This window comes from Microcoleus sp. K1-B1 (assembly GCF_036704705.1).
Taxonomy (GTDB): domain Bacteria; phylum Cyanobacteriota; class Cyanobacteriia; order Cyanobacteriales; family Microcoleaceae; genus Microcoleus.
In genome coordinates, this window is record NZ_JAUBSH010000015.1 from 22053 (window position 1) to 48646 (window position 26594).

The window sequence follows — 26594 nt, forward strand, 5'->3', positions numbered from 1 at the left end:
GCATTTATGAAAATTTCTTGGCGAACTATACTACTTTGGACTTTACCCGCCTTAGTCATCGGCTTTTTCTTGTGGCAGGGGGCCTTTGCGCCATCCCCGGCAGAAATGAGCAAGAACACCGCCAGCACCCGCCTGAGCTACGGTCGCTTCTTAGATTACTTAAACGCCGGTCGAGTGACCAGCGTTGACCTTTACGACGGAGGTCGGACGGCTATTGTCCTAGCAGTCGATCCCGAACTGGACAATCACGAGCAGCGGTGGCGGGTAGACTTGCCCTCAAATGCCCCGGAATTGGTTTCTAGGCTCAGAGACTCCAAAATCAGCTTCGACACTCACCCACTACGCAACGACGGTGCTGTCTGGGGACTTTTAGGCAATCTAGTATTTCCCCTCTTGTTAGTAGGAGGCCTGTTTTTCCTCTTCCGCCGCGGTGGCAACGTGCCAGGGGGCCCTGGCCAAGCCATGAATTTTGGCAAATCCAAAGCTCGCTTTCAAATGGAAGCTAAAACAGGCGTACTGTTCGACGACGTAGCAGGCGTTGAGGAAGCCAAAGAAGAACTTCAAGAAGTGGTGACATTCCTCAAAAAACCCGAACGCTTCACCGCAGTCGGGGCGAAGATTCCCAAAGGCGTGCTGCTAGTGGGCCCTCCCGGAACCGGTAAAACCCTGCTGGCAAAAGCGATCGCAGGCGAAGCCGGCGTGCCTTTCTTCAGCATCTCCGGTTCGGAATTTGTCGAAATGTTCGTCGGTGTCGGCGCTTCCCGCGTTCGGGACTTGTTCAAGAAAGCTAAAGAAAATGCTCCTTGCATCATCTTTATCGATGAAATCGATGCAGTGGGCCGCCAGCGCGGCGCCGGTATCGGTGGCGGTAACGACGAACGGGAACAAACCCTGAACCAGTTGCTGACCGAAATGGACGGTTTTGAGGGCAATACTGGCATTATCATCATTGCTGCTACGAACCGCCCCGACGTGCTCGACTCAGCGCTGCTGCGTCCGGGACGTTTTGACCGCCAAGTTAGCGTAGATACGCCGGATATCAAAGGCCGCTTGGAAATTTTGGAAGTTCACGCGCGCAACAAGAAGCTGTCTCCAGAGATTTCTTTGGACGCTATCGCCCGCCGCACTCCTGGTTTTACCGGCGCTGATTTGGCTAACTTGCTCAACGAAGCTGCGATTTTAACCGCCCGCCGCCGCAAAGAAGCGATTACGATGCTCGAAGTTGACGATGCAGTCGATCGCGTGGTAGCAGGTATGGAAGGCACTCCCTTGGTGGACAGCAAGAGCAAGCGCTTGATTGCTTACCACGAAATCGGCCACGCGATCGTCGGTACAATCATTCAAGCCCACGATCCAGTTCAAAAAGTTACCTTAGTTCCTCGCGGACAGGCCCGCGGCTTGACTTGGTTCATGCCCAGCGAAGACCAAGGTTTGATTTCTCGATCGCAAATTTTAGCCCGGATTAGCGGTGCTTTGGGTGGCCGCGCAGCCGAAGAAGTAGTTTTCGGCGATGCCGAAGTAACCACCGGTGCCGGCAACGACTTGCAGCAAGTAAGCGGCATGGCGCGGCAAATGGTGACTCGCTACGGGATGTCTACCTTGGGCCCGATCGCCCTAGAAGCCCAGCAAAGCGAAATTTTCCTCGGCCGCGACTACACAGCGCGATCGGAATATTCCGAAGAAATAGCCTCTCGGATTGACGGACAAGTTCGAGCAATTGTCGATCACTGCTACGACGACGCCCGCCGAATTATTCGCGAAAATCGCACCGTGATCGATCGCTTAGTCGATTTGTTGATTGAAAAAGAAACCATCGACGGCGAAGAGTTGCGCCTAATCGTCTCTGAATACACTTTTGTTCCTGAAAAAGAACAATACGTTCCTCAGCTTTAAAAAGAAGAGCGAATATTCAATGCGAATATTCAATGCGAATATTCAATGCGAATGAAATTTGCTTCTTGTAAAACAAAGCGAATAGTGATGGCGAATAGAATTCGCTTCTTGTCAAACAAAGTCCGCGCAAAGCGAGACTAAAGAAATTCAACCTGCACAGGCGGGTTTTGTCTGACAAGAAGCGGTTTTAACCGCCGAGTCCAATCAATAAATTCAACCCGCGCAGGCGGGTTTTGTTTGTGTATAAGCGGTTTCAACCGCCGAATGTTAATATTAAATTTAATCTAAAATCTAAAATCTAAAATCTAAAATCGGATGACAAACCCCACCGAATACCGACAAAGACGCGAACAGTTAATGGCAAAAATTGGCAGCGGGACGGCTATATTTCGCAGCGCGCCCGCTGCCGTCATGCACAACGATGTAGAATATGCCTACCGACAAGATAGCGATTTTTTCTACTTAACGGGTTTCAACGAAGCTGCGGCGGTAGCGGTGCTCGCGCCACACCACGAAGAACACAAATTTGTTTTGTTTGTGCAGCCAAAAGACTTGGAAAAAGAAACTTGGCACGGTTATCGCGCCGGCGTAGAAGGCGCTAAGGAATTGTACGGCGCGGATGAAGCTTTCCCGATTAATGAACTTGCCGAAAAACTGCCGAAATATTTAGAAAAGGCCGATCGCATATACTATCACTTCGGGCGCGATCGTAGTTTCGACCAAACAGTCCTCAATCATTGGCAGCGCTTGATGGCAACCTACCCGAAACGCGGCACCGGCCCCACAGCAATCGAAGATTCCAACATCATTTTACACCCGATGCGGCTGGTGAAAAGCGAAACAGAATTAGCATTAATGCGAAAAGCGGCTAATATCTCAGTTGCAGCGCACAACCGCGCCCAAGAATTCGCCAAACCGGGCAGATACGAATATGAAATTCAAGCTGAAATAGAACATACTTTTGGCTTAAATGGCTGTACTCCGGCTTACCCTTCAATTGTTGCATCCGGTTACAATTCCTGTGTCCTCCACTACATCGAAAACAACCGCCAAATGCAGGAAAACGATTTGCTGCTAATCGATGCCGGTTGTGCTTGCGGGTACTACAACGCCGATATTACTCGCACGTTTCCTGTTAGCGGCAAATTTACAGCCGAACAACAGATAATTTATGACTTAGTTTTGCAAGCACAATTGCAGGCAATTAGTCAAGTATTTCCCGGAAATCCTTACAGCAAAATTCATGAAACGGCTGTGCGCGTTTTGGTGGAAGGTTTAATGGATTTAAAACTTTTGGTGGGGGATATTGAAGAGATAATTAAAGAAGAGAAATACAAGCCATTTTATATGCACCGCACTGGTCATTGGCTGGGATTGGATGTGCACGATGTCGGCGTTTATCAGTACGGGGAAAATCCGCAAGTTTTGCAGGCAGGACAAGTGCTGACGGTGGAACCGGGGATTTATATTTCTCCTTATATTAAACCCGTTGAAGGACAGCCGGAGGTTCCTGAAAAATGGCGGGGTATTGGCGTGAGAATTGAAGATGATGTTTTGGTGACATTGGAAAGTCATGAAGTCTTGACGGCGGGAGTTCCTAAATAATTGTTGACTGTTGACTGTTGACTGTTGACTATTGACTGTTTGAACAATACCGATGCAACCGGAAAGGATATAATATCAAATCCAGTAGCATCGGAATTATGAGCGGGCTATATCATCCAGATATATTATTCCGATGCAACCGTCCATGATATAAGTTGGCACTGAAGGCTTGAGCTTTGTTAGTATTGGCTTGAAAAAGCTCAAGTCCGCAACTGCCAAACAAAGAGCGCTTATGTGTATTGATCCTACCAAGATTGATCGACCTCTGGAAACCTGCGAAGCATTAGTAGCAGAGCAAAAAGCAAAAATTCGACAATTAGAAGAGCATTTGCAGCAGCAGAGAGAATTGTGCCAGAAATTAGAAGCACAACTCAAAGCAGTCGAGAATGCTGGCTTTTCGGGTTCCGTAACTGAATTTGATATCACCGAGGACGATCGCATTCGGTTAATCGCATCTCTGGAAAAAAGCCAGGAAATGTACCGAACTCTCATCAAATATTATCCCAATGGTTCGGTGTTTTTGTTCGATCGCGATTTGCGCTATACTCTGGTTGACGGCCAAGGTTTGGCAGTAGTTGGTTTGTCCAAAGAACAGTTGGAAGGCAAAACATTGTGGGAAGTATCCCCCCCTGAAGATTGGCCACTTTTTGAGACTAAATATCGCGCTGCTTTGGCAGGAAAAGAGAATTCTTTTGAATATAAATACGGCAATCGCGTTTATTCCACAACAATTGCTCCCGTCAAAAACGACCTGGAAGAAATTTTTGCAGGCATAGTAGTTACTCAAGATATTACCGAAAAAAAACAGGCAGAAATAGCGCTGGAAGAAATCACAAATCAGCTCGAAATTAAATATCAAAAGCGCACTGAAGACTTGACAACAGCCAACAATCAATTGCAGGAAGAAATTCTCTCTCGCTGGCGCGCCGAAAAAGCTCTGCGGGAAAGCCAGGAACAGCTAGAATTGTTTTTCTCTCAATCTTTAGATGGCTTTTTCTTTATGATGCTGGACGAACCAGTGCATTGGGACGATACAGTTGACAAAGAAAAAGTCTTGGATTACGTATTTACTCACGGGCGGGTAACGAAGGCAAACGATGCTTTGATAGCTCAATACGGAGGTACTAGGGAAGAGTTTATTGGCAGGACGCTTTACTCTTTCTTGTCGCACAACTTGACTGGTAGCAGAGAGATAATCAGGCAATTTTTTGATGCGGGCAGAATTCATATCGAAAATGACAATCGCAAGTTTGACGGGGATCTAATTTGGGTGGAAGGCGACTATATTTGCATTTACGATTCCCACGGCAGAATCGTGGGCTATTTTGGCGTGCAGCGCGATATTAGCGATCGCAAAAAAGCAGAAGCAACCCTCAGAGATAGCGAAGAACGCTTTCGGGCCACCGTCGAACAAGCGGCAGTCGGCATTACCCACCCTGACGAAACAGGCCACTATTTGCGAGTCAATCAAAAATTCTGCGAGATAGTGGGATATAGTGCGAGCGAACTGCTGTCACGAACTTGGATGGACGTTACTTATCCAGAAGATATAGATGCAGATTTAGAACAAAACAAGAAATTATTTGCCGGGGAAATTGACAGTTTTAAAATGGAAAAACGCTTGCTGCACAAAGACGGCACTGTAGTTTGGGTAAATATTACAGTATCGCTCATCCAAGAACCGCTGAGCGGGGCAATTTACAATGTAGTAGTGACAGAAGATATTAGTGAGCGCAAAAAAACAGAAGCAGCGCTGAAAGAAAGCGAAGAAAGGTTCCGACAGCTAGCAGAACACATTGAAAGCGTGTTTTGGATGGTAAACGTTCAACCCCAGAAAATTATTTATATCAGTCCGGCTTACGAAAAGATTTGGGGCAGAAGCTGCGCTGATTTGTATGCTAACGGCCGCTTTTTTGCAGATTCCCTCCATCCAGAAGATCGCGCTCGCGTTATTGCTAATTTAACTAGACAAATTGAGTCTGAAGACGAGATAGAATATCGAATTGTCAGGCCGGACGGCAAAATACGCTGGATTCGCGATCGGGCTTTTCCGATTAGAAATCAATCTGGTAAAGTTTACCGCATCGTGGGCATTGCAGTAGATATTACCGCACGCAAACAGGCCGAAAAAACCATCCGCGAAAGTGAAGAACGCTTCCGCCAGTTAGCAGAAAATATCCAAGATTCCGTCTGGCTAATGTCTGCGGAATTCACCGATTTATTGTATCTGAGTCCAGCTTACGAACAAATCTGGGGGCGCTGTCGGGAAGAATTGTATGCTGAGCCATTAAAAATGATGGAGTGGGTGCATCCAGAAGATAAACTCCTGTTGACAGAGGCAATGGGGCGAGTGTTGCAGGGCGAGTCCACCAATACCGAATATCGGATTTTTCTGCCAGACGGCACAATTCGCTGGCTGTGCGATCGAGCTTTTCCCATTTACGACGAATCGGGCAAAATTTACCGCATCGCGGGTATTGGCGAAGATATCAGCGATCGCAAATTTACCGATGCCCGCATCCAAGCAGCACTCCGCGAAAAAGAAGTATTGCTCAAAGAAATTCACCACCGAGTCAAAAATAATATGCAGATAATTTCCAGCCTGCTGCAACTTCAATCTCAATACATTGAAGACGAACCGACGCTAGCTTTATTTGAAGAAAGCCAGACGCGCATCCATTCAATGGCTCTGATTCACGAGCAACTTTATCAATCCGAAAATCTCGATCACATCGCCCTGTCTCCCTACGTCGAAAACTTGGTTGCTAATTTGTATCAATCTTTTGGTTGCGGCAACACTTCAATCAAATTTAATCTCAAAATTGACCCCATTTATTTAAACATAGAAACAGCAATTCCGTGCGGCTTAATTATTAACGAACTGGTTTCTAACTCTTTAAAATATGCCTTTGGGTCTAATTTAGATGGTGAAATAACTATTGACTTTCATGAAATAAATTACCACCAATTTCATTTAACTATTCAAGATAACGGTTGCGGATTTCCTGCGGATTTTGACGTGGAAAATACTGAAACATTAGGATTGCGATTAGTAAGAATGTTGGCTTACCAATTAGAGGCGAGTATTGCCATTGACAGTCAGCGTGGAACCTGCTACACTCTGATTTTCCAAGAGTTAAATTATCGGCAGCGTATTTAACGAAAAATGAACCCTATACAAATTTTGGTTGTAGAAGACGAAGTTATTGTAGCCCAAGACATAGCAGGTCGATTAAAAAAACTGGGATATGCAGTCACAGCTACAGTTTCTTCAGGAGAAGAAGCAATTCAAAAAGCGATAGAAACCCCGCCCGATTTAGTGTTGATGGATATCGTGCTTAAAGGTGACATGGACGGGGTAACAGCAGCCGAGAAAATCCGAACTAATAGGAATGTGCCGACAGTATTTTTAACAGCTTATGCCGACGAGCAAACGCTGCAAAGAGCGAAACTTACAGACCCGTTCGGTTATATTATCAAACCATTTCAACAAAATGATTTGCGGGTGGCGATCGAGATTGCCCTGCACAGACACGAAATGGAAACCAAGATGCGAGAATCTCTCAAAGCTGCGGAAGCAGTCAGAGAGTCGGTGGAAGAAAAATCGCACCGCCAAAACCAGTATATTTCAATGGCCGCTCACGAATTGCGGAATCCCCTCAACGCGATTTTAATCTCTGCGGAACTTCTGGATCTCGATCGAACTCGCAGCAGTGACGAATCCCAAGTTAGAACCCTGCGCCTCGTGCACTCAGCTACCCAAAAGATGAACCAGCTAATCGACGATATGCTGTTCATGGGCAGGGCAGAATCAGGCCAACTCAAATGCAATCCATTACCGATAAATTTAATCGAATTTTGTCAAAACTTGCTCGATCAATTGCAGTTAGGAAATGAAGCAAAGCACAAACTAACATTAATCCCATCAGATGTTACCAGCGCGATGTTAGATCAACAATTGCTGCACGGCATTATTTCTAACTTAATCGTCAATGCCATCAAATATTCTCCCAACGGTGGACAAGTCACCTTGGAATTGGAATGCCGTCAAGCACGTGAGGGAGACAAAGAACATATTTTCTGCTTGTCTCCTCAGTGTTTGTTTCCCAATTCCCAATTTACAAATATTAACACCCCCTTACTAATTATACGTATCCGAGACGAAGGTATCGGCATCCCAGAAACTGAAGTAGGGAAAATATTTGAAATGTTTTACCGCTGCAAGAATACTGGGAAGATTAAAGGTAACGGTTTGGGATTAACAATTGTTAAAAAAGCTGTGGAATTGCAAGGAGGCGCGATCGCCTGCGAAAGCAAAATGGGCGTGGGTACAACCTTCACAGTCACCCTTCCTTACATTGCCCTTTCCTGTAAGACTCAACGAGAAACAAATTAAAGGCCTCTACAAATACTAATCAAAGTGTTGCAAAATCCACTCCACCGCCACCGCTAAATTTGCTGCAATAAAATCCGGTTTAGTATGGTGCTGATAGTCCCCGCTCAACACGCTTTCTCCGTAACCAGTCTGCACCAAAATGCCAGTACAGCCGGCATTGTGAGCCATATCAACATCAGTCGCTTTGTCCCCCACCATAAAACTATTCGGCAAATCCAAATCGTATTCCCAAGCGGCCGCTACCAACATCCCCGTATTTGGTTTTCGCCAAGTCGAATACCGCGTAAATTCGGGGTTTGTTCCGCCTTCGGCTGCGCTTAAATAAGGACAGTAATAAAGAGCGTCTAACTTGGCTCCTGCTTCATTTTCTAATAAATGACACAGGCGTTTGTGCAAAGCTTCTATATGGCTAATCGGATTATAATCCCTCGCTGGGCCGGATTGATTGGAAACCAAACAGCAAAATATTTCTTTGTCATTTAAACGGCGTACAGCTTGGGCTATTCCGGGGATTAAATTCAAATCTTCTACTTTGTGGATGTAGCCGACTTCGATATTGAGAACGCCATCTCTGTCAAGAAATACTGCTCGTTTCATTGTTGTATTGTTTTTGATATAATATAAAACTCGGTGGCATCGGAATTGATATTACTTAAGCTTTTCGTCCGCTAGTCTTCCTGCCTACCCGGCAGTTCGCCAGGGAATGAATTCCCTGTCTAATAGCCAAAGTCCTCTAAAAGAGGACTGAATAATTTAAGTAGTTGTTCCGAATTAATTACACAATATTTTTAGTGAAACCCTTGCCTAGCAAGGAGTTTTTATGTAATTAATTTTGTGTGGTTACTGATTAGTCCTCTTTTAGAGGACTTCAGCTTTGAGGCAGGGGTTTCAACCCCTGTCGGACTATCGGTTTAACGTTAAGTTGACTCCAATGGACACTGCCGTGTCCTCATCAGGATTCTAAAATAGATTGTTTGCCTAACCATTCGCGGAAACTATTATGATACAAACTATAGCAAATTTCTCCTCCAATTTCTTGTTTATTTAAGAACTCGATCCAATTGTCTAACACTTTTTCAACATCGTATTCATCCTGATCAATTATATTGGATATCGCACTTACAGATAAACTGGATGTCGATCGTACCAAAACATTGAGCACAGACAAGTCAACTTCCGATAAGCCATCACCTGTCATCCGCAGCCAGTGGTTTTGATAATAGGCTGCTAAACCGGGAGGAAGTTCACAGAGTAGTGAGGACTCTCCCAGATTAGCATCGGGGTGTGAATTCTCGTTAATGGCCCTTAACATCTGACTCAGATACATGAAATTGTTTTCGCTGACTGTGGCGAGTTGTTGGCAGAGTTCGGGTTGAGTTAAATCCGGTGCGGTTGATAGGTATTGCTGAATGTAGTTAAGGGCATCTTCGCGATTTTGGGCGGGATAATCTCTTAAATCGAGAGTTTGAGAGGGGGTTTCAATTAACAAACCGGATTTCTCTCTCAAAAACGGGCGGCGGGCGAGGATAAAATAAGTACGATCGCCCAAATATCTCGGCAGATAAAACAGATTTGTGCTGGGAGGCTGACTCGTGCGGGCGATCGCGTCTACAGAATCAATGACTATTATCAATTTTTGGCGATGACGTACCGTCTCGCAAGCTACGTTTAATTTATCGCTAATTTGCTGAAGCAACAAAGACAGAAACCAACTCCCATCATGGGATTCGAGATTTTGAAGTTGAGATCTTAGCTTGAGGATTTCGGATGTTTCCCCATTGGCGGCAAGGTATTTGTCAATCAGTTGAGTGCAGACTGAAGCGAGAAAATCTTCAGCTCGATTTTTGCCCTCAACTGCAGCGTTGTAATAGATACTGCGAGGATGGGCCCTGACATATTGGGCGAGGATGGAACTTTTGCCGCAGCCCGGAGTGCCGACAATTGTGAAATAACCGCGGCTGTGGGAGTCCAGAAAGTCGGATATGGCAGAAAAAACAAACTTGCGCCCTGCAAAATTCTCGGTTTTTTCTCGCAGGAGTTGCTGAAATTCTTTTGGGTAAGAATCGGTAGAGATGGGAGTTGAGAGAGGTGAGGAATTCATGTTAGTGCCTCCACCCCTTCTAGCCGCAGGAAATATACGCGGCCGGATTCGTCGCCTGCGACAATTGTGACTCCATCGGGGGCGATCGCGCAAGAGGCGATCGAACTTTCACCAGTAAAACTAGCAATGACATTTCTACTCAACAAATCCCAGACTTTGAGGGTATTGTCATCTGAACCAGAAATCGCCCGCTTCCCATCAGCAGTGACGGCTACTGCATTTACCGAGTCGCTGTGACCTTTGAGAGTAAACTGTTTTTTTCCAGTTGTTAAATCCCAGACTTTGAGGGTTTTGTCATCTGAACCAGAAATCGCCCGCTTCCGATCAGCAGTGACGGCTACTGCATTTACCGAGTCGCTGTGACCTTTGAGAGTAAACTGTTTTTTTCCAGTTGTTAAATCCCAGACTTTGAGGGTGTTATCCCATGAACCAGAAATCGCCCGCTTGCCATCAGCAGTGACAGCTACTGCATATACCGAACTGCTGTGACCATTGAGAGTAAACTGTTGCTTTCCAGTTGTTAAATCCCAGACTTTCAGGGTTTTATCATATGAACCAGAAATCGCCCGCTTGCCATCAGCAGTGACGGCTACTGCTTTTACCGAACTGCTGTGACCATTGAGAGTAAACTGTTCCTCTCCAGTTGTTAAATCCCAGACTTTCAGGGTTTTATCATCTGAACCAGAAATCGCCCGCTTGCCATCAGCCGTGACGGCTACTGCATTTACCGAGTCCCTGTGACCATTGAGAGTAAACTGTTGCTTTCCAGTTGTTAAATCCCAGACTTTCAGGGTTTTATCATCTGAACCAGAAATCGCCCGCTTGGCCTCAGCAGTGACGGCTACTGCATTTACCGAACTGCTGTGACCATTGAGAGTAAACTGTTCCTCTCCAGTTGTTAAATCCCAGACTTTGAGGGTGTTATCATCTGAACCAGAAATCGCCCGCTTGCCATCAGCAGTGACGGCTACTGCATATACCGAACTGCTGTGACCATTGAGAGTAAACAGTTTCTCTCCAGTTGTTAAATCCCAGACTTTGAGGGTTTTGTCTCTTGAACCAGAAATCGCCCGCTTGCCATCAGCGGTGACGGCTACTGCTTTTACCGAGTCGCTGTGACCATTAAGAGTAAACTTTTCCTCTCCAGTTGTTAAATCCCAGACTTTGAGGGTGTTATCATATGAACCAGAAATCGCCCGCTTGCCATCAGCAGTGACGGCTACTGCATTTACCGAGTCCCTGTGACCATTGAGAGTAAACTCTTCCTTTCGAGTTGTTAAATCCCAGACTTTAAGGGTGTTATCATATGAACCAGAAATCGCCCGCTTGCCATCAGCAGTGACGGCTACTGCATATACCGAACGGGTGTGACCATTGAGAGTAAACTCTTCCTTTCGAGTTGTTAAATCCCAGACTTTGAGGGTGTTATCATATGAACCAGAAATCGCCCGCTTGCCATCAGCCGTGACGGCTACTGCATATACCGAACTGCTGTGACCCTTGAGAGTAAACTGTTCCTTTCGAGTTGTTAAATCCCAGACTTTAAGGGTTTTGTCTCTTGAACCAGAAATCGCCCGCTTGCCATCAGCCGTGACGGCTACTGCTTTTACCGAGTCGCTGTGACCATTGAGAGTAAACTGTTCCTTTCCAGTTGTTAAATCCCAGACTTTAAGGGTTGTGTCAGATGAGCCAGAAATTGCTCGCTTGCCATCAGCAGTTACTGCTACGACAATTACCGAGTCGCTGTGACCTTTAAGGGTTCGTATAACTCCGCTGCCGGGGGGAGTGAAACAGGGTGTGAAAGGACGCAACCAAAGTCCTGCTTTCTGATGCTGGACTCCCTCCAGAATGGCTTTTATTTCTGGTGTTTTTAAGTGTGCCAAGCGCCCCCAGAATTGCTCTGCGAGTTGCGTCTTATCTCGCTCCAAAATATCGCCTGACCTCCAAAATACCGATTGAATCAAGTTCAGAACTTTGACTTTTTCTGGATTGTACTTTGAGTGATTTAATGCTTCGTAATCGTCAACTAAATTAAAATCATCAATCAGTGCCTGCAGCCCAAACTCAGGATGCTGAATCTTTGCCATCAGAAAGTTAAAATCAGTCAGTCTTTGATAATACTTTTCTAAATTCCCTGACTTGACATAATTTGGCAATAAGCTGCCTAGATAAGCACGTTGATAGAAAAGTGGTTTGGCCTCGAACTTGTCGGCAAATTCTCCCATCTCACGCCATCTCCTTTTCTAAATACTCAGCAATCCGTTGATTTACTTGTTGAAAAATTCTTCGCGTTGAATCCATCTCTCGTTTGGATTTCAGAAAGTCCAGAAAACTAGCATGATAGATGCTGTAGCATATTTCTCCGTCTACATTCTGCTTTTTCAAATACTCAACCCACTCATCTTCTAAAACCTTTTTCACATCGCATTCATCCACCTCGGCAATTCCAGCAATCATCTCGCAGGGAATCGGTGTGCCAATCTCTACTAAAATATACAAGACAATCTCCATCAATTGTCCTGGCTTAACTTCCATCCCCATCCGCACCCAATGGTTTTGATAATATTCTTGCAGCCCGTCTGGTAATTCCTTTAAACTGAGGTCGTTGTAATCGCCCTTAGCAATTGCTGGCAAAACATAGCGCAAATACATAAAATTATTTTCGCTTTTGTTTGCCATTTGCTCGACAAAAGTTGTATCGGGAATGCTGCGGGTTTGAATCCAGTTTCTCAGTCCATTTTTATAGTCAGAATCGGCATCAAGAGCAAAGCGAATATATTCTTTGATATCATCCTGATTGAAATTAACATACTTGTTGTCTCTTAAATCCAACTCTTGTACCCGAACTCCAGGAGATACGGACAGCCGCTTTTTTCCGAGGTTATGCGGTCGCCTCGTCAGCAAGAAATAAACCCGATCTGGCAGAGTTGTCGGTAAATGTAAAAGATTTTCTCCCGGTTCTTGTTCAACTTCATCCAGTGCATCAATCGCAATTACCAAACGTTCGCCGCAAGTGAGTTTTCCCGCCACCTTTGTCAGTAACGTTGGTAAATCGGCATTTTCTGAATTTAGCAATTGATAGCGGTCAATTAATTGCTGGCGAATGCTCTTCAAAAACAATTCTGGTCTGTTGCGGCGTTCGACGAGAATATTGAAATAGCAGGGAGATTTATGTTCGGAGATGTATTTGGCAACGATCGAACTTTTGCCCATTCCCGCATCCCCGATAATTGTAAAATAACCGTGAGGATTTTCCTTGATAAAGTCCTGAAAATCCTTAAAAACAAATTGGCGGCCGCAAAAGGTTTTAATTTTTTCTGCTATGAGTGATTCAAACTCTGGCGGCAGCTTATTTTCGGCATTCCAATCTTTTGGGTCAACAATATCTGTGGGTTCTATTCCTAATGCTTTAGCTATGTTGGTAACTTGCCATTTTTCTACGCCATTAAGACATTTTCTTGTGCCAAGTAAGCGCTGAATAGTGTCAGTGGAAACATTAGCTTCTGTCGCTAGTTCTTCTATACTCAGTTTAGCTTGCTTGTATGATTCTTTGAGCTTAATTTTTCCAGTTGCACTCGATTGAACTTTATCGGATGGGCGCATAGTATGTTGTTAGCTATGGTTGTTAGTTTTTCAGTTAATTCGATAATTCGATAATTCGATAATCCGACAGTCCGACAGGGAATGAATTCCCTGTCTCATAGCGAAAGTCCTCTTAAGAGGACTGAAAATTAGTATTTTAGTCGGTTTTAACCGACTTCTGCTATTAGCCAGGGAATTCATTCCCTGGCGGGTTTTGGGAGAGTCCGACAGTCCGACAGGGAATGAATTCCCTGTCTCATAGCGAAAGTCCTCTTAAGAGGACTGAAAATTAGTATTTTAGTCGTTTTTAAGCGACTTTTGCTATTAGCCAGGGAATTCATTCCCTGGCGGATTTCGGGGGAATGAAACAGCATGGGGGCTAGCGGGAGCGAGATTTCATGATTATTCATCCGTAACTCCGATCGCACTCACATTCTATATTTAATTACTTCTCTCTGTCTAGGGCAGATAGGTTGTAATCTCCTGCCCTATCTGCCCCAAAAATTAGGGCATATCGCAAATTAAAACTCGCCCTATCTGCCCTAGACTCTGGCTGTTTGCTTGGGTAGAGTAATTGTAGAAACAAAAAAATATCACTATTTTGGAGAGAAAACAGTTATGAATTTTAACTTATTCGGCAACTCACAACCTGATGAAGATTATAGCGAAATTAAGAAAGAAATGCTGCGAGAATCATTGCGGCAAGTTCGTCAAAGCTACAATCTTGCCCTTTTTGTCACCGCCGCATCGGCAATGGTTACTTTCGGAGGGATCGGACTTCTATTTTGTGAGAAAATCTCAGAGGCTACTCTCACTGCTTCCGGCGGATTGTTGACAAGTTTGGGCAGCATTGAGTTTGCCAAGCAAAAGAAGAAGGAATTGCAGCAGATGATGGATGATTTGGAAGACTAACATCGAGTTTTAGCTTCCCGACTTCTTTCCTCGTCCCCCAGGCCTGGAAAGCAGCTAAATTGTAGGGACACGGCAGTGCCGTGTCCTAACTTAGATATCCTAGTTCTTAGCCGCCCCAAACCTTCTTCAAAACATCTTGAGGAGAGATGTCTGCCATTTTGCCAGTAGGAGATTTAATGCCCAAAAATCGATCGCTCTTTGGCAACAATTTCGCCTGTTCAGTCGGGCCAAACAAAGCTATTGTATAAGTTTGAACCGCCACAGCTAAGTGCATCGGCGCACTGTCAGTACATATCATCAAATTAGCAGCAGCAATAGTCGCCGCCAACTTGCCGACATCATCCGGCGAGATAACTTTTACATTCGGACATAACTCGACTAACTTTGTCACGAAGTCTGCATCTTCTGGGCCTTTCACAACAACAACAGGCAAATTCGGCTGCCGCTGCTGACAGTCTTCGATGATTTGCTTCCAGTTGTCTGTAGGGTAAATTTTGTCAATACCTTTAGACACAGCTAATTGACTCGAACCGCCGTGAATTAGAATGTAGCCGCTTTCTTTTACGCCCAACCGCTGCTGTTCGGCTTCCGCCCACTGAATGTCCTGTTTTGGTACATTAATTGCCAGTGGCGGACAAGGATTTTTAATATTAAATCCTTGCAGCAAATCATGGTACATTGAAGCGGCGTACTGTTCAGTTTTCAGCGGTACAGCAGCAGTGAGAAATCGAGCGCCGTTGGTTCCCGAATAGCCAACTCTCTGCGGAATGCCGGTCAGCCACAGCAGCAGCCCTACAGTCCACCGCTGGCCTAGGGAAATCACTGCTTCGTATTCGCGATCGCGAATTACACCCAGCAAATTGCCCCAATCCGCCATCGCGTTGCGGTCTTTGAAATTGTACGTCAAGACTTCTTTGACCGACTTGCAGACTCGGTAAGCACTTTTTGCCCTCGGTTCGACAATGACATCAATTTGCGCGTCGGGATAAGACTGCTTGAGGTCATCAAGAGTGGGGAAAAATAAAATTTGGTCGCCAATCCCGCCAGGGACAAGTGCTAGTATTCGCATCATAAACGATCGGGCTATTATTGATCGAGGTAGCTCTCAGAGATCGGCTCTCAACTATCAGCTTATAGTATTTCTAGACCTTAAAAGCTACTGGCTGACAGCTAAACAACTGACTCAAAAGTACAGGACGCTCTTATTATATATATCTAGTTGGGTTAAAAACGGTTAGTAAATGCACTTATTAATTCCTGCAGCGGGTTCGGGGCGACGGATGGGGAGTCAGCGGAACAAACTGCTGCTGACTTTGCTCTCTAAACCTTTGCTGAGTTGGACTTTGGCTGCTGCTGAAGCTTCGCAGCACATTAGCTGGATTGGCATCATGGGCCAGCCAGACGATTTTCCTGCTTTTCAAGCGATTCTGAGCGATTTATCTTTGGTTAAGCCTGTGGAACTGATTAAAGGAGGCGCCACCAGGCAAGAGTCAGTTTACAACGGTTTGCAGGCTTTGCCTCCGTCGGGCGATCGAGTCTTGATTCACGACGGGGCCCGATGTTTGGCAACTGCTGAATTGTTCGATCGATCTGCAGAGGCCCTCTTGACCTGTCCAGGCTTGATTGTAGCCGTCCCGGTCAAGGATACGATTAAGGTCGTAGATGAGCGTCGGATCGTGCGAGACACCCCAGACAGAAGCAATTTATGGGCAGCCCAGACTCCCCAAGGATTTGAAGTGAAATTGTTAAAGCAGTGTCACGAAGAAGGGCGACAAAAAGGTTGGGAAGTGACAGACGATGCAGCTTTGTTTGAAAAATGCGGTTTACCAGTGCAAATTGTGGAGGGGGAAGAGACGAATTTGAAAGTCACAACCCCCGTTGATTTAGCACTAGCGGAATTTATTTTGCGGCAGAGAACAGATAAGAGTAAATAGAATTTGTTGAGTATTTTTAAGAACGGGCAAGATACCCGTTCCACAATCAATAATTTGTTAGTTGTGGGACAGGCATCTTGCCTGTTCAATAAAAATAATAAGGTGTTAGTTGTGGAACAGGCATCTTGCCTGTTCAATAAAAATTTGTGTGTGGAACAGGCATCTTGCCTATTCCTTATGTTATCTTAGAAAGATCATAGCTGGAAGTAAAACATATGATTTCTGTTGCGCCGATCGCACCACCGTTACTCATAGGCGAAAAGCGAGTAGTGTTGAGAAATATTACTTGGCAGGGCTATCAACAACTGCTACAGATTTTAGGCGATAACCGAGCGGCTACATTGATATTTGATCGGGGAATTTTAGAAATTACCATGCCTTTAGAAGAACACGAATTTTCAGCACGCTTAATCGAACGACTGATTATTATTTTGGCTGTAGAGCTAGGTTTTAAGATTAAAACAATGGGTTCGACAACCCTCGATAGATCGGACTTAGAGCGCGGTGCAGAACCAGATAATGCCTATTACATTCAAAATCAGCCCCTTGTAGCCGGTCGTACAGTAGATTTAGCCACAGATCCGCCACCAGATTTAGTAGTAGAAATAGATATCACCCATACTGATATTAACAAGCCGGCTCTCTATGCCAGTATGGGAGTACCGGAATTTTGGCGTTACAATGGTAGAGAATGGCGAATTTATAAGCTAGAGAACGATGAGTATTTGGAAGTATCGGTCAGCCCCACTTTTGCGATACTTCCCAAGTCCAAGCTATACGAATTTTTAGCCGCAGCGCAGCTAGATGAGGTAGAAGCCGAGGTTAATTTCCGCAACTGGGTGAGAGAGATAGCGAAATCTAACTAGCGAATTTGGCATTGGCAGTCACCAGATTACGAGCTTCATCACAGCGTATATTCAAGAGAGAAGTTTCCTGTTTCGTTAGTAAGGGCTGGCTGTTGGTCGGACGATAATTTCGCTAACATCAACATCGTCAGGTTGTTCGATCGCAAATACAATCGATCGCGCGATCGCAGCAGCAGGAATAGATATTTTGCGAAATTCTTGCATTCCCGATTTTGCAGTTTCATCAGTGATGCTCTCGGCTAACTCAGACTCCGTTACTCCAGGAGAAATCACCGTCACCCGAATGTCGCCCCCAACTTCTTGTCTCAAGCCTTCTGAGATGGCTCCAACGGCGAATTTAGTAGCACAGTAAACAGCAGCAGTAGGAGAAACCGCGTGTCCGCCGATCGAGGAAAGATTAATAATCTGACCAGATTTTTGTGCTTTCATGACAGGAAGTGCCGCCGCGATGCCGTACAAAACACCTTTGATATTGACATCAATCATTTTATCCCATTCATCAACTTTCAGTTGTTCGAGTGCGGATAGGGGCATGATGCCAGCATTGTTAATCAGGACATCTACGCGATCGAACTTGTTCTGGGCAAATTGAACAATCGCCTCCATTTGACTGCGTTGCGTCACATCTAGAGCCTGGTATTCGACTGTTCCACCCTCCGCACGAATATCTTTGGCGATCGCTTCTAGGCGATCGGTGCGACGTGCGCCTAAAACCACTCGTGCGCCTTGATGAGCGAGCATACGGGCTGTGGCTTCCCCAATTCCACTACTGGCTCCAGTAATGATGACAACCTTTCCATTTAAGTTCGACATTGAAATCTCCTATTTTTGTGATGTTACTGGAAATTTGTTTTTGTTACGGTGGTGATATAAATGACTTCCATCAGTATTGAAACCTCCTAGCAATGTCAAGGCATTCAGCAGATATTGGGAAGTAGTTTGTTTTTTACAAACTGCTCTAATGTCGTTGGTGTAACCGCTTCTTGGGTTCGAGCTGTCGCATAAATTCCGTCAGGATCGCCAAGGGCAATAAACAGCTTCCCTAACTCTTTTTGTACATCAGGTGTTGCTCCGATCGATGCCAGTTGCTGCTGGATAGATTCAATTGTCACTTGCACATATTCTATCGGGCAATCGAGCAATTGTGAAAGAATAGCCGTTGTTTCCAAGATCGTTAAATTTTCTGGCCCCATCAAATTACGAGTCCACTTACCTGCCCAACGATCGTCGAGTAGATATTTTGCAGCCTCATCGCCGATATCGTCAGTGCTAATCCACGGAAGATCATGGTCGCTGGCATAGGGGAAGTATACGGTATGGTCTTGCTGAATCAACTTGACTTGACTTAGAAAATTCTCCATAAAATAGCCGGGACGCAGATGCAGTACATTGGCTCCGGTTTGGTTGAAAATCGATTCAACATCACCAACGAATGAGACTGTACCTAAATTTGGTTTTGCACCTGCACCAATGCTAGAAATATTGACGACTCGCTTAATGCCGTTTTCACGCACTGCTGTGGCTCCAGCCATTGCTGTCTGGATGTACCAGTTGGATAAGCTTGGCGTGTCGAGTTTCGGTGGAGTCAGCCAAAACAAAGCATCTGCATTTTGTGTTGCTTCGCTCAATCCTTGAGGATCGTCACTGCTAATTTGCTTCACTGTCGCACCTCGCTCAACTAGATCGGCTAATTTCTCTGGATGTCTTGCCAAAAGAACGGTTTCGGCTCCAGCTTGTATCACTTTCTCAGCGGTACGTCGTCCAATATTGCCTGATGCGGCTGCAATGACAATTTTCATAGCTTTCCTCTCTTTTATGTATTAGCCTCGGCTGAAAAATTGGCGCAATTTTTGGGTGTCGCCCATTGCATCAATAACGGGGACAGGGTTCCAGTATTCACGGTAGTGAACGATCTTTCCATCCTTGGTTTCTAGTCGCATCACATAATCTTGTTGATAGTGGCGACCTGTGGCGAGGATGTCGGCTTCTCCATGAACCTCGGCAAGTAAAACATTAGGGTTTGATGTTTGATATTCGCGAACATTCGTGAATACTAAATCTTGCATCTGTGCCACCATCTTTTTCATGTGGTTGTAGATGGCAGATTTGCCTTCCAATCGTTCTGGCGCATTCAGAGCAGCAGCATACGGAAATTCCACAACTGCATCTTCAGCAAATAAATTTATCCAAGCTTCGGTATCCTTGCCAATCAGTGCGAGATGGTCGGTCAAAAGCTGTGTAGTCATATCTTCCTCTTCTATTTCACCTTAAAATTGGATGGCTCTCACTCGAAATCTCCTATTTCTGTCCCTTCTGTTGAGCTTAGTTTGAATTAAACAAACTGACCGCCAGAGACTTCGATTCTCTGTGCATTCACCCATCTGTTTTCTTCGGATAGCAAAGAGGCGATCGCACCGCCAATATCATCAGGAAGACCCACGCGACCTAGGGCGGTTTGCGAAGCGATAAAGTTGTTAATCTCAGGATTGTCACGCACCGCACCGCCATTAAAATCCGTTTCAATCGCGCCTGGGGCCACCACATTCACGGCAATCTGTCTTTGTCCCAGTTCTTTCGCCAGGTATCGGGTCAAAACTTCGATCGCTCCCTTCATGCTTGCGTAAGCTGCATAGCCCGGTAGAGCAAAACGGGCAAGCCCAGACGAAATATTGACAATCCGTCCTCCATCATTTATCAAAGGAAGAAGTTTCTGCGTGAGGAAAAAAACGCCCTTCACATGAATATTCATCAAGCGATCGAAATCATCTTCGGTTGTATCAGCAAAAGACGCATGAACACCAACACCAGCATTATTCACGAGGTAATCAAAATTCTCTGTCTGCCATTTATCTTGAAGTGACTGCTTGACTTGTTCCACAAAACCGTCAAAGGTTTTAGTGTTTGAAGTATCCAGTTGCAGTGCAACGGCTTTAGCTCCGATTTCGGCGATCGCAGATACAACGCTTTTGGCTTCTTCATCGCTATTGTGATAAGTCACGATAACATCTACTCCTTTTCTGGCAAGGGTCAAAGCGGTATTTTTGCCAAGTCCTCGGCTCGCCCCTGTTACCAATGCGATTTTTGTCTTGTCTTTGGTCATTGCCTTATCCTTTTACTGTTTCATTCAGATGTGTTCATCCTATGAGTAAAAGTAAGGGTTTTGAATACACAGACCTCGCAATTTATTGCCTAATCCTCCAAAGCCCTCTTTTAGGAATGGCTCAAGATGCTCTATGATGAGCAAAAGGAAATGGTTAAATCAATCAAAATACTAGCATGGCGATTGAAATGCTCAACCAAGTAATAAACCAAGATGCGATCGGCAATCAGTGTCAAGAACTGGCGGCATTGCTAACTCGGCACACCCAAGGCAAGGGGAACGGTTTTCATACAACAGCTATAGATCAGCTAGAATTTACGCGAGAATCTTCTGCTTCCACCCCACTACATGGTGTCTATGAACCTATTCTCGGCATTATCGTTCAGGGTCAAAAAGAAGCGTTGCTGGGGGAGGAAACCTATCGTTATGGCGCGGCTCAATATCTTGTTATTTCAGTTGATTTGCCCCTGAGCGGATTTGTTGTAGAGGCCACTCCTGATAAGCCGTATTTAGGATTTAAACTAAATCTCGACCCCCGTCAACTCTGCGACATTATTACGGCCCAAACCAAGCCAAGTGCGAATAAGAAAGAAAACTCTGTTAGAGGCTTGTTTGTCAGCACCGCCGATGCACCTTTGCTCGATTGCGCCCTCAGACTGACACGACTTTTGGATACGCCGCAGGATATCCCGATTCTCGCACCGATGATTATCCGCGAAATCTATTATCGTCTTTTAATGGGTGAGCAAGGCGAAGCTGTCCGCCAAATCGCAACATCTGGCAGCAATATGCAGCGCATCGCTGAGGTGCTCAAACTGATTAAAACTGATTTTGTAAAACCGATGCGTGTTGAGGATTTGGCAGGACAAGCCAATATGTCTCCTTCATCTTTCCATTACCATTTCAAGGAAGTGACATCGATGAGTCCACTTCAATATCAAAAGCAATTAAGACTATTAGAAGCACGTCGCCTGATGCTTGCCGAAAACTCCGATGCAGCAAATGCTGCCTATCAGGTGGGTTATGAAAGCCCCTCACAGTTCAGCCGCGAATATTCTCGGATGTTCGGTGCGCCGCCGATTAAAGATATTGAGCGTTTGCGTACTGCTTGAGCGTAACTGTTTCGACTATATTGGTTTTGTGACCGTTAACACAAGTGGAGGATGAAAGCAATGCAATATAGCGGTACATGGCGTATCACAGAGATGGCAATGTGGGATAGTGATTACTTGGACATGGAAGTTGAAGCCTATATCGAGATTGATGAAACAGGTTCAGGAGAATTTCAATTCGGTTTAGTATCAGGTGAAATTGACGGCGAAGTCGTAAAAGATGGAAAAGATCAGCGATTTGAGTTTACATGGGATGGTAATGACGAGAACGATCCTGCATTTGGTAGCGGTTGGCTCAAATTAAAGGATAAAAACTCCATAGATGGTCGAATCAAATTCCACCAAGGCGACAGTTCTAGTCTTGTTGCAAAACGCATGAAATAAGAAATCAGCGATCGTACTATTTTAGACCATTTTTTTTAAACCGCAGATGAACGCAGATAAAATCCCATCCGCGTTCATCTGTGTCCATCCGCTGATATCTGCGGTAACAAAATCCCAATCTAACCAATAACCAATAACAACTGACTTAGGTTTTTCATGAAGGATTAATCGGAAAATCGCCCTCACTATCAACGTCTGCGGCACTTTTAACTAAATCCAAAAACGCAAAGACGGCCGGAATCAACAACCCATCCCTCAAAACAGCCACCCCAATTACCCTTTCAAAATCAGCAGGTAAACTGCAAACTTTGACCGAAGACGGTATCGGTTCCGCCGCCAAACGGGGAAGAATTGCTGTACCCAAACCTTGCATCACCATACTGACAATAGTTGAATCTTCGCTGAGTTCGTACGCGATATTTAAGGGAAACCCCGAAGTTGTCAAATATTTTCGCAGCGGTACAGAACAAGAATTTTCGACGGGCTGCAAAATCAACGGATAAGCCGCTAATTCTTTCCAGGTAATCTTAGCACTTGACAATTTGGCCGTTGGCGGCAGCAACACAACATATTTATCCCGCAAAATTTCTCTAGTTTCAAATTCATCGGAGATGGGAAGAGAGACAAAGCCGATGTCTGCTTTGCCCGATCGCAAAGCCTCTTCCACAGCTTGGGTATAATAAACTTCGGTAATGCTGACCGTAATTTTGGGAAAGCAACTGCGAAATTTAGCAATAATACCCGGTAGGATATGAGTTGCGACACTCCGAAAAGTAACTATCCGTACCTGGCCTCCCTGCAAACCTTTTTCTAAATCCGCTTCTTTGACCATCATTTCTAAGGCGCAGGCTATTTGACGCCCGTGACTCACTACCCTTTCCCCCACCGGCGTCAGTTGAGCACCGTGTCGCCCCCGGTGGAACAATTGCACTCCCAATTCTGTTTCTAAAGAGGCGATGGCGTGGCTGACGGCGGATTGGGACAGTTCCAATTGCAAAGCCGCCTCGCTAAAGTTTTCACAGTCTGCTACAGCTATCAAAGCTTGAATCTGAGAGAGTTTCATCCGCCGCGTATTGATTTCGTTCATAGCGTTTGTGCCAGTAGTACGCAAATTGTCACAAGGGCTTCGATATATCGATTTTATTCATACAACCTATGCAAGCAATGCTTTGATTGTTAATTGCCGCAGAGTTAAGGTTAATTTATCAGGTAACAGAGAGACTTTTACAGGGCTTGCACGACAACAATATTGTGCTGTACTTGCGTTGAATTTATTACAGTCGCAAGCTATTTTTTGTAATTTTAGTGGTGCAATTTTTGTAAAAGTCATCACTTTAAGGTGTTGGCTATGTCTACTTACAACAGTCGGATCAACCCCCGAATCATGATGTTTTTTTTGATAGCTGATCGAGCTAAACCATCCGAAAAACCGAAAGGGCTATCTCTCTTTTCAGCTATAAAAAAAATAGGGCAGTTTTTGCTCTACCTCATTTCTAGTGAGGACGAACTGAGAATTTGGCAGACGTGCGATCGCTATGGTAACACTTGGTGGCACGGTTGCGATCGGGCGACTGGTCGTTCTACCTGCGTGGCGACGGATGATGAAATGCGCGCTTGGCTCGATCGGCGTTATTGCCAATAACAGTGTGTGGGTTGCGTGGAAATGAAGTGAAATACAGCCCTCGATTAGAAATTACCAATTAGCAATTACCAAGTAGCAATTACCAATTACCAAGTAGGAGATGCTATGCTTCAAATATCTTCCGAATGTGCAGCGCCAGATCGCATTATTCTGATGGAAAACGAGGTATACAGATTGCCTCAAACTCATCGAAAAATTCAAGTTTTGTCAGGAATTGCTTGGATCACGCTTGACCAACAGGACATCATCTTGCAAAGTTCTGAAAAAGCATCGCTTCCACCCAGCAAAAACTTTGCTGTCATATCCGCTCTCAACAATATGCCGCTGATTATGGCAGTCTGGCAAGACAAAAACCCAGTCAGAACCTAGGGATTGAGAAAAAATTTGGCAGGAACACCCCAAAAAGCTCTATCTTAATAGTTATCACTTAGCTATTGGAGGACTCGATCGGTGCACCGCCGCTCTTATCACTTCAGCTATCTCGCAGCTATAAGTATTGTCTTATCGCCCGCACTCAGCTTGCTGGCAATTTCCGACGCCCGGGCTTATGGCCCAATTATAAATGCGAGGCGCGCCCAAGCGAGCGATCACGCTCAGGCAACTGACCCCAAAACGCAAGCAGACCAACTTTTTGAAACAGGAGTAAAACAGCACCGCGAGGGTTTGTTTCGAGAAGCAATCGAGACTTTTGAGCAAGTTTTGGCAATCCGTAAGCAACTCGGCGACCAAGCGGGAATCGGAGAAACCCTCAACAATATGGGGGAAGTTTATGGCGAAATGGGTTTGACGCCCAAAGCTTTGGAAGTTTTGCGGCAAGCTTTAGTCATTCACCGAGAAATCAGCGGAGGGCGTCGTATAGCGCGCACTCTCAATCTCATCGGTTTCGTTAACCGGATTGGGGACAATTTTTCCGAAGCGATGAAACTGCACCAAGAAGCTTTGGAACTGGCCAAAACTACCAACGACCAAATTGAAATTGGAGAATCCCTCCACAACATCGCGGCCGTGTACGCAGAACAGGTAGATTACGCCAAGGCGATCGAATTTTACCAACAAGCGCGGACGATTCGCACGGCCGCCGGCGATCGGCGCGATTTAGGCCGTACCCTCAATAACATGGGCGGCGTTTACTACAACATCGGCGACTTTAATAGAGCGATGGAATTTTATCACCAAGCTTTAGCAATTCGCCGGGAAATCGGAGACCGGGCTGGCGTCGGCCGCCTCCTCAACAACATGGCACTTACCTCTCGCAAACTCGGCAAAGATACTCAAGCGCTGATCTATTTTCAGCAAGCAATACCGATGTTAGAAGCAATCGGTGACAAGACAAGTATCGGACGCTTGCTCAACAATATGGGCGCAATTCATGAAAGTCTCGGTCAAAATGCTGAAGCTCTCGAATCCTACGAGGAAGCTTTAAAAATTGCTCGTGAGGGCGGTGATAAAGCCGGAGAAACTACAGCGATGGAGGGCATTAAGCGATTGTCTTCCAGTCAGCTTGTACCGCAATAAGAGTAGTTAGTAAGTCGGGTCGAAGGAAGTAAAACTAGATATTTAAGGAATTGAAAATGATAGGTTTTTGAACAATAACTTGCTATGATTGCCTGGATGTAACATTAATCAGCCAGTGCCTCGCAACGATATTGACAGTATCAGAGAGAAAATTCGCCTCCGCCAGTACGATATGTCAGCCCACGCAATGGAAGAAATGGCTGAGGACTTGCTGACTATCCTGGATGTAGAAGAGGCGGTTCTGAGTGGTCAGATTATCCGGGTTGAAAAAGACGACCCCAGAGGTACAAAATATGTAGTAGTGGGGACTGCACTGGATCGACAAACACCTGTTGGAGTGGTTGGACGTTTCGCTAGTAACGGACGTTATCTAATCATCACGGTTTATGAAGTCACTCAACTTAATGGCTAATCGTATGTATAAATACAGATGTGAGTATTGCGAAGGAACCGTTCAACCCCGCACTGTCAAGCGCGAGGCATTCAAACATAAAAATGGATTTGTCATTCTTGAAGATGTGACCATCGGTGTTTGCGATAACTGCGGCAATCGATACTATTCAGCCGATATTCTTCATGCGGTTCATGCCGTTGCAACTGGAGCGAGATTGCCTGAAAGAACCGAACAAATTCCGGTTACTCATTTAGAATCAGCATAACCAGTGGAGCGCTTTAATTTCATTAAAACGCTGTGACGATAAAGGAGACTGTCCGGGGGTTAAGATTGGAAACTATCGACTTTGGCTATGATTTGACATTCATCTGCAAGTCGTTGTAGAATTGCTTGCCAAAAATATATAACTAAAAAAGAGGAAAAAGGCTTCAGGGGCGCTATAATTTGATTAATATCGCGATCGCAAGATAGAAACAGTTTCTGTAGTAATTCGTCTGCGAGAGCGGCTGCACAACAATTAATCTCAGCTATGGATATCCGTACCGAAAAGCCAGAAGATGTAGAAGCTGTTCGTAACATTAATGTTGCGGCATTCGGGCGAGAAAATGAGGCTAACTTAGTCGATCGATTGCGGGGAATTGCATCTACATTTTCCTTCGTTGCCGTACAATCCGATCGCATTGTGGGACACATTTTCTTCAGTCCGGTTGTAGTGGAAGGAAAATGTTCTAGGAATTTATCGATTCTAGGGTTGGCGCCAGTCGCAGTTCTACCCAACTATCAGCGGCAAGGTATCGGAACGCTGCTGATTCGGGAAGGTTTAAAAGAGTGCGCGCGATCGGGATTTCAGGCAGTAGTTGTGCTGGGTCATCCAGATTTTTATCCGCGTTTTGGGTTCATTCCTGCTAGTAGAAAGAGCTTAAAATGTGAATATGATGTGCCCGATGAAGCGTTTATGGTGTTGGAGTTAGAAAGCGGAGCCTTGCAGGATTGCAGCGGCACGGTGAAGTATCGATCGGAGTTTAGTCTATGCGAGTGATATAGCCTTTCTCAGTAACATGAGGTACTGTCGGGCATAGGGCATAGGGCATAGGGCATAGGACATAGGGCATAGGGCATACCTCACTTTCTTGAGAACCGCTATATTAATTCCGCCCT

Annotated in this window: 25 protein-coding genes; 15 read left to right on the forward strand and 10 right to left on the reverse strand. The window is 45.3% G+C overall.

The genetic code is table 11. The annotated features are described in order from the left end of the window. Positions 1-6: 6 nt before the first annotated feature. The 4 genes from ftsH2 (at position 7) to QUA83_RS07970 (ending at position 7894) form a co-directional block, all read left to right on the forward strand. A complete protein-coding gene (gene ftsH2, locus QUA83_RS07955; protein WP_333205819.1) occupies positions 7-1893 on the forward strand; it encodes an ATP-dependent zinc metalloprotease FtsH2 in 1887 nt (628 codons plus the stop codon). A gap of 315 nt (positions 1894-2208) precedes the next feature. Then, the gene (locus tag QUA83_RS07960) at positions 2209-3498 is read left to right on the forward strand and encodes an aminopeptidase P N-terminal domain-containing protein (protein WP_333292450.1); all 1290 of its coding nucleotides are present in this window, start codon (positions 2209-2211) and stop codon (positions 3496-3498) included. Positions 3499-3730: 232 nt separating this feature from the next. After that, positions 3731-6658, forward strand: a complete 2928-nt coding sequence (locus tag QUA83_RS07965; protein WP_333292451.1) for a PAS domain S-box protein — start codon at positions 3731-3733, stop codon at positions 6656-6658. 6 nt (positions 6659-6664) lie between these two features. Next, complete coding sequence (locus QUA83_RS07970) at positions 6665-7894, forward strand: ATP-binding protein (RefSeq protein WP_333292452.1); 1230 nt, start codon at positions 6665-6667, stop codon at positions 7892-7894. A gap of 15 nt (positions 7895-7909) precedes the next feature. Here the strand turns inward: QUA83_RS07970 and QUA83_RS07975 are convergent, their stop codons facing one another. From QUA83_RS07975 to QUA83_RS07990, 4 genes are all read right to left on the reverse strand, one after another. Beyond that, the gene (locus QUA83_RS07975; protein ID WP_333292453.1) at positions 7910-8491 is read right to left on the reverse strand and encodes an HAD family hydrolase; all 582 of its coding nucleotides are present in this window, start codon (positions 8489-8491) and stop codon (positions 7910-7912) included. Positions 8492-8846: 355 nt separating this feature from the next. Beyond that, positions 8847-9995 carry an ATP-binding protein gene (locus QUA83_RS07980; protein ID WP_333292454.1) on the reverse strand — a complete coding sequence of 383 codons (1149 nt, stop codon included), beginning with the start codon at positions 9993-9995 and terminating at the stop codon, positions 8847-8849. Next, positions 9992-12220, reverse strand: a complete 2229-nt coding sequence (locus QUA83_RS07985; protein ID WP_333292455.1) for a WD40 repeat domain-containing protein — start codon at positions 12218-12220, stop codon at positions 9992-9994. Before QUA83_RS07985 ends, QUA83_RS07980 begins: the two co-directional genes overlap by 4 nt. 1 nt (position 12221) lies before the next feature. After that, positions 12222-13598, reverse strand: a complete 1377-nt coding sequence (locus QUA83_RS07990) for an NACHT domain-containing protein (RefSeq protein WP_333292456.1) — start codon at positions 13596-13598, stop codon at positions 12222-12224. 597 nt (positions 13599-14195) lie between these two features. Between QUA83_RS07990 and QUA83_RS07995 the strand changes: the two genes are divergently transcribed. After that, positions 14196-14489: a TRADD-N-associated membrane domain-containing protein gene (locus QUA83_RS07995; RefSeq protein ID WP_333142214.1), complete on the forward strand. Its 294-nt coding sequence runs from the start codon at positions 14196-14198 to the stop codon at positions 14487-14489. A 106-nt stretch (positions 14490-14595) separates the two neighbouring features. Here the strand turns inward: QUA83_RS07995 and QUA83_RS08000 are convergent, their stop codons facing one another. Then, complete coding sequence (locus tag QUA83_RS08000; RefSeq protein ID WP_333292513.1) at positions 14596-15558, reverse strand: glycosyltransferase family 9 protein; 963 nt, start codon at positions 15556-15558, stop codon at positions 14596-14598. Between the two features lie 172 nt (positions 15559-15730). Here QUA83_RS08000 and ispD point away from each other — a divergent pair, with 172 nt between their 5' ends. Together ispD and QUA83_RS08010 are read left to right on the forward strand one after the other, a co-directional pair. Beyond that, the gene (gene ispD / locus QUA83_RS08005; protein ID WP_333292457.1) at positions 15731-16423 is read left to right on the forward strand and encodes a 2-C-methyl-D-erythritol 4-phosphate cytidylyltransferase; all 693 of its coding nucleotides are present in this window, start codon (positions 15731-15733) and stop codon (positions 16421-16423) included. Between the two features lie 215 nt (positions 16424-16638). Further along, on the forward strand, positions 16639-17289 hold the full coding sequence (locus QUA83_RS08010; protein WP_333292458.1) for a Uma2 family endonuclease: 651 nt from the start codon (positions 16639-16641) through the stop codon (positions 17287-17289). 75 nt (positions 17290-17364) lie between these two features. Here QUA83_RS08010 and QUA83_RS08015 read toward each other — a convergent pair whose 3' ends face one another. The 4 genes from QUA83_RS08015 to QUA83_RS08030 all read right to left on the reverse strand — a co-directional run bounded on the left by QUA83_RS08015 (position 17365) and on the right by QUA83_RS08030 (position 20389). Then, a complete protein-coding gene (locus QUA83_RS08015; protein WP_333292459.1) occupies positions 17365-18102 on the reverse strand; it encodes an SDR family oxidoreductase in 738 nt (245 codons plus the stop codon). A gap of 104 nt (positions 18103-18206) precedes the next feature. Continuing rightward, complete coding sequence (locus QUA83_RS08020; protein ID WP_333292460.1) at positions 18207-19088, reverse strand: NmrA family NAD(P)-binding protein; 882 nt, start codon at positions 19086-19088, stop codon at positions 18207-18209. A 21-nt stretch (positions 19089-19109) separates the two neighbouring features. Beyond that, positions 19110-19535, reverse strand: a complete 426-nt coding sequence (locus QUA83_RS08025) for a nuclear transport factor 2 family protein (protein ID WP_333151057.1) — start codon at positions 19533-19535, stop codon at positions 19110-19112. An 86-nt stretch (positions 19536-19621) separates the two neighbouring features. Next, a complete protein-coding gene (locus QUA83_RS08030) occupies positions 19622-20389 on the reverse strand; it encodes an SDR family oxidoreductase (RefSeq protein ID WP_333292461.1) in 768 nt (255 codons plus the stop codon). Positions 20390-20565: 176 nt separating this feature from the next. On the opposite strand from QUA83_RS08030, the gene QUA83_RS08035 reads away from it, so the two are divergent. Together QUA83_RS08035 and QUA83_RS08040 are read left to right on the forward strand one after the other, a co-directional pair. After that, positions 20566-21501, forward strand: a complete 936-nt coding sequence (locus QUA83_RS08035) for an AraC family transcriptional regulator (RefSeq protein ID WP_333292462.1) — start codon at positions 20566-20568, stop codon at positions 21499-21501. 51 nt (positions 21502-21552) lie between these two features. Then, positions 21553-21885, forward strand: coding sequence for a hypothetical protein (locus tag QUA83_RS08040; protein ID WP_333292463.1), 333 nt, complete (start codon positions 21553-21555; stop codon positions 21883-21885). Positions 21886-22039: 154 nt separating this feature from the next. Here QUA83_RS08040 and QUA83_RS08045 read toward each other — a convergent pair whose 3' ends face one another. Continuing rightward, entirely contained in the window at positions 22040-22972 is a 933-nt protein-coding gene (locus QUA83_RS08045; protein ID WP_333292464.1) for a LysR family transcriptional regulator, read from the reverse strand. 261 nt (positions 22973-23233) lie between these two features. Here QUA83_RS08045 and QUA83_RS08050 point away from each other — a divergent pair, with 261 nt between their 5' ends. The 6 genes from QUA83_RS08050 (at position 23234) to QUA83_RS08075 (ending at position 26475) form a co-directional block, all read left to right on the forward strand. Further along, positions 23234-23527 (forward strand): hypothetical protein, encoded by a 294-nt coding sequence (locus tag QUA83_RS08050; RefSeq protein ID WP_333292465.1) that lies wholly within the window; start codon positions 23234-23236, stop codon positions 23525-23527. Between the two features lie 105 nt (positions 23528-23632). Beyond that, positions 23633-23896 carry a hypothetical protein gene (locus QUA83_RS08055; RefSeq protein WP_333292466.1) on the forward strand — a complete coding sequence of 88 codons (264 nt, stop codon included), beginning with the start codon at positions 23633-23635 and terminating at the stop codon, positions 23894-23896. Between the two features lie 81 nt (positions 23897-23977). Beyond that, on the forward strand, positions 23978-25042 hold the full coding sequence (locus tag QUA83_RS08060) for a tetratricopeptide repeat protein (protein WP_333292467.1): 1065 nt from the start codon (positions 23978-23980) through the stop codon (positions 25040-25042). A gap of 115 nt (positions 25043-25157) precedes the next feature. Next, a complete protein-coding gene (locus QUA83_RS08065) occupies positions 25158-25454 on the forward strand; it encodes a DUF4258 domain-containing protein (protein ID WP_333292468.1) in 297 nt (98 codons plus the stop codon). A 4-nt stretch (positions 25455-25458) separates the two neighbouring features. Continuing rightward, complete coding sequence (locus tag QUA83_RS08070; protein WP_333056915.1) at positions 25459-25701, forward strand: YgiT-type zinc finger protein; 243 nt, start codon at positions 25459-25461, stop codon at positions 25699-25701. A gap of 264 nt (positions 25702-25965) precedes the next feature. Beyond that, on the forward strand, positions 25966-26475 hold the full coding sequence (locus QUA83_RS08075; RefSeq protein ID WP_333292469.1) for an N-acetyltransferase: 510 nt from the start codon (positions 25966-25968) through the stop codon (positions 26473-26475). The last annotated feature ends 119 nt before the right edge of the window (positions 26476-26594 follow it).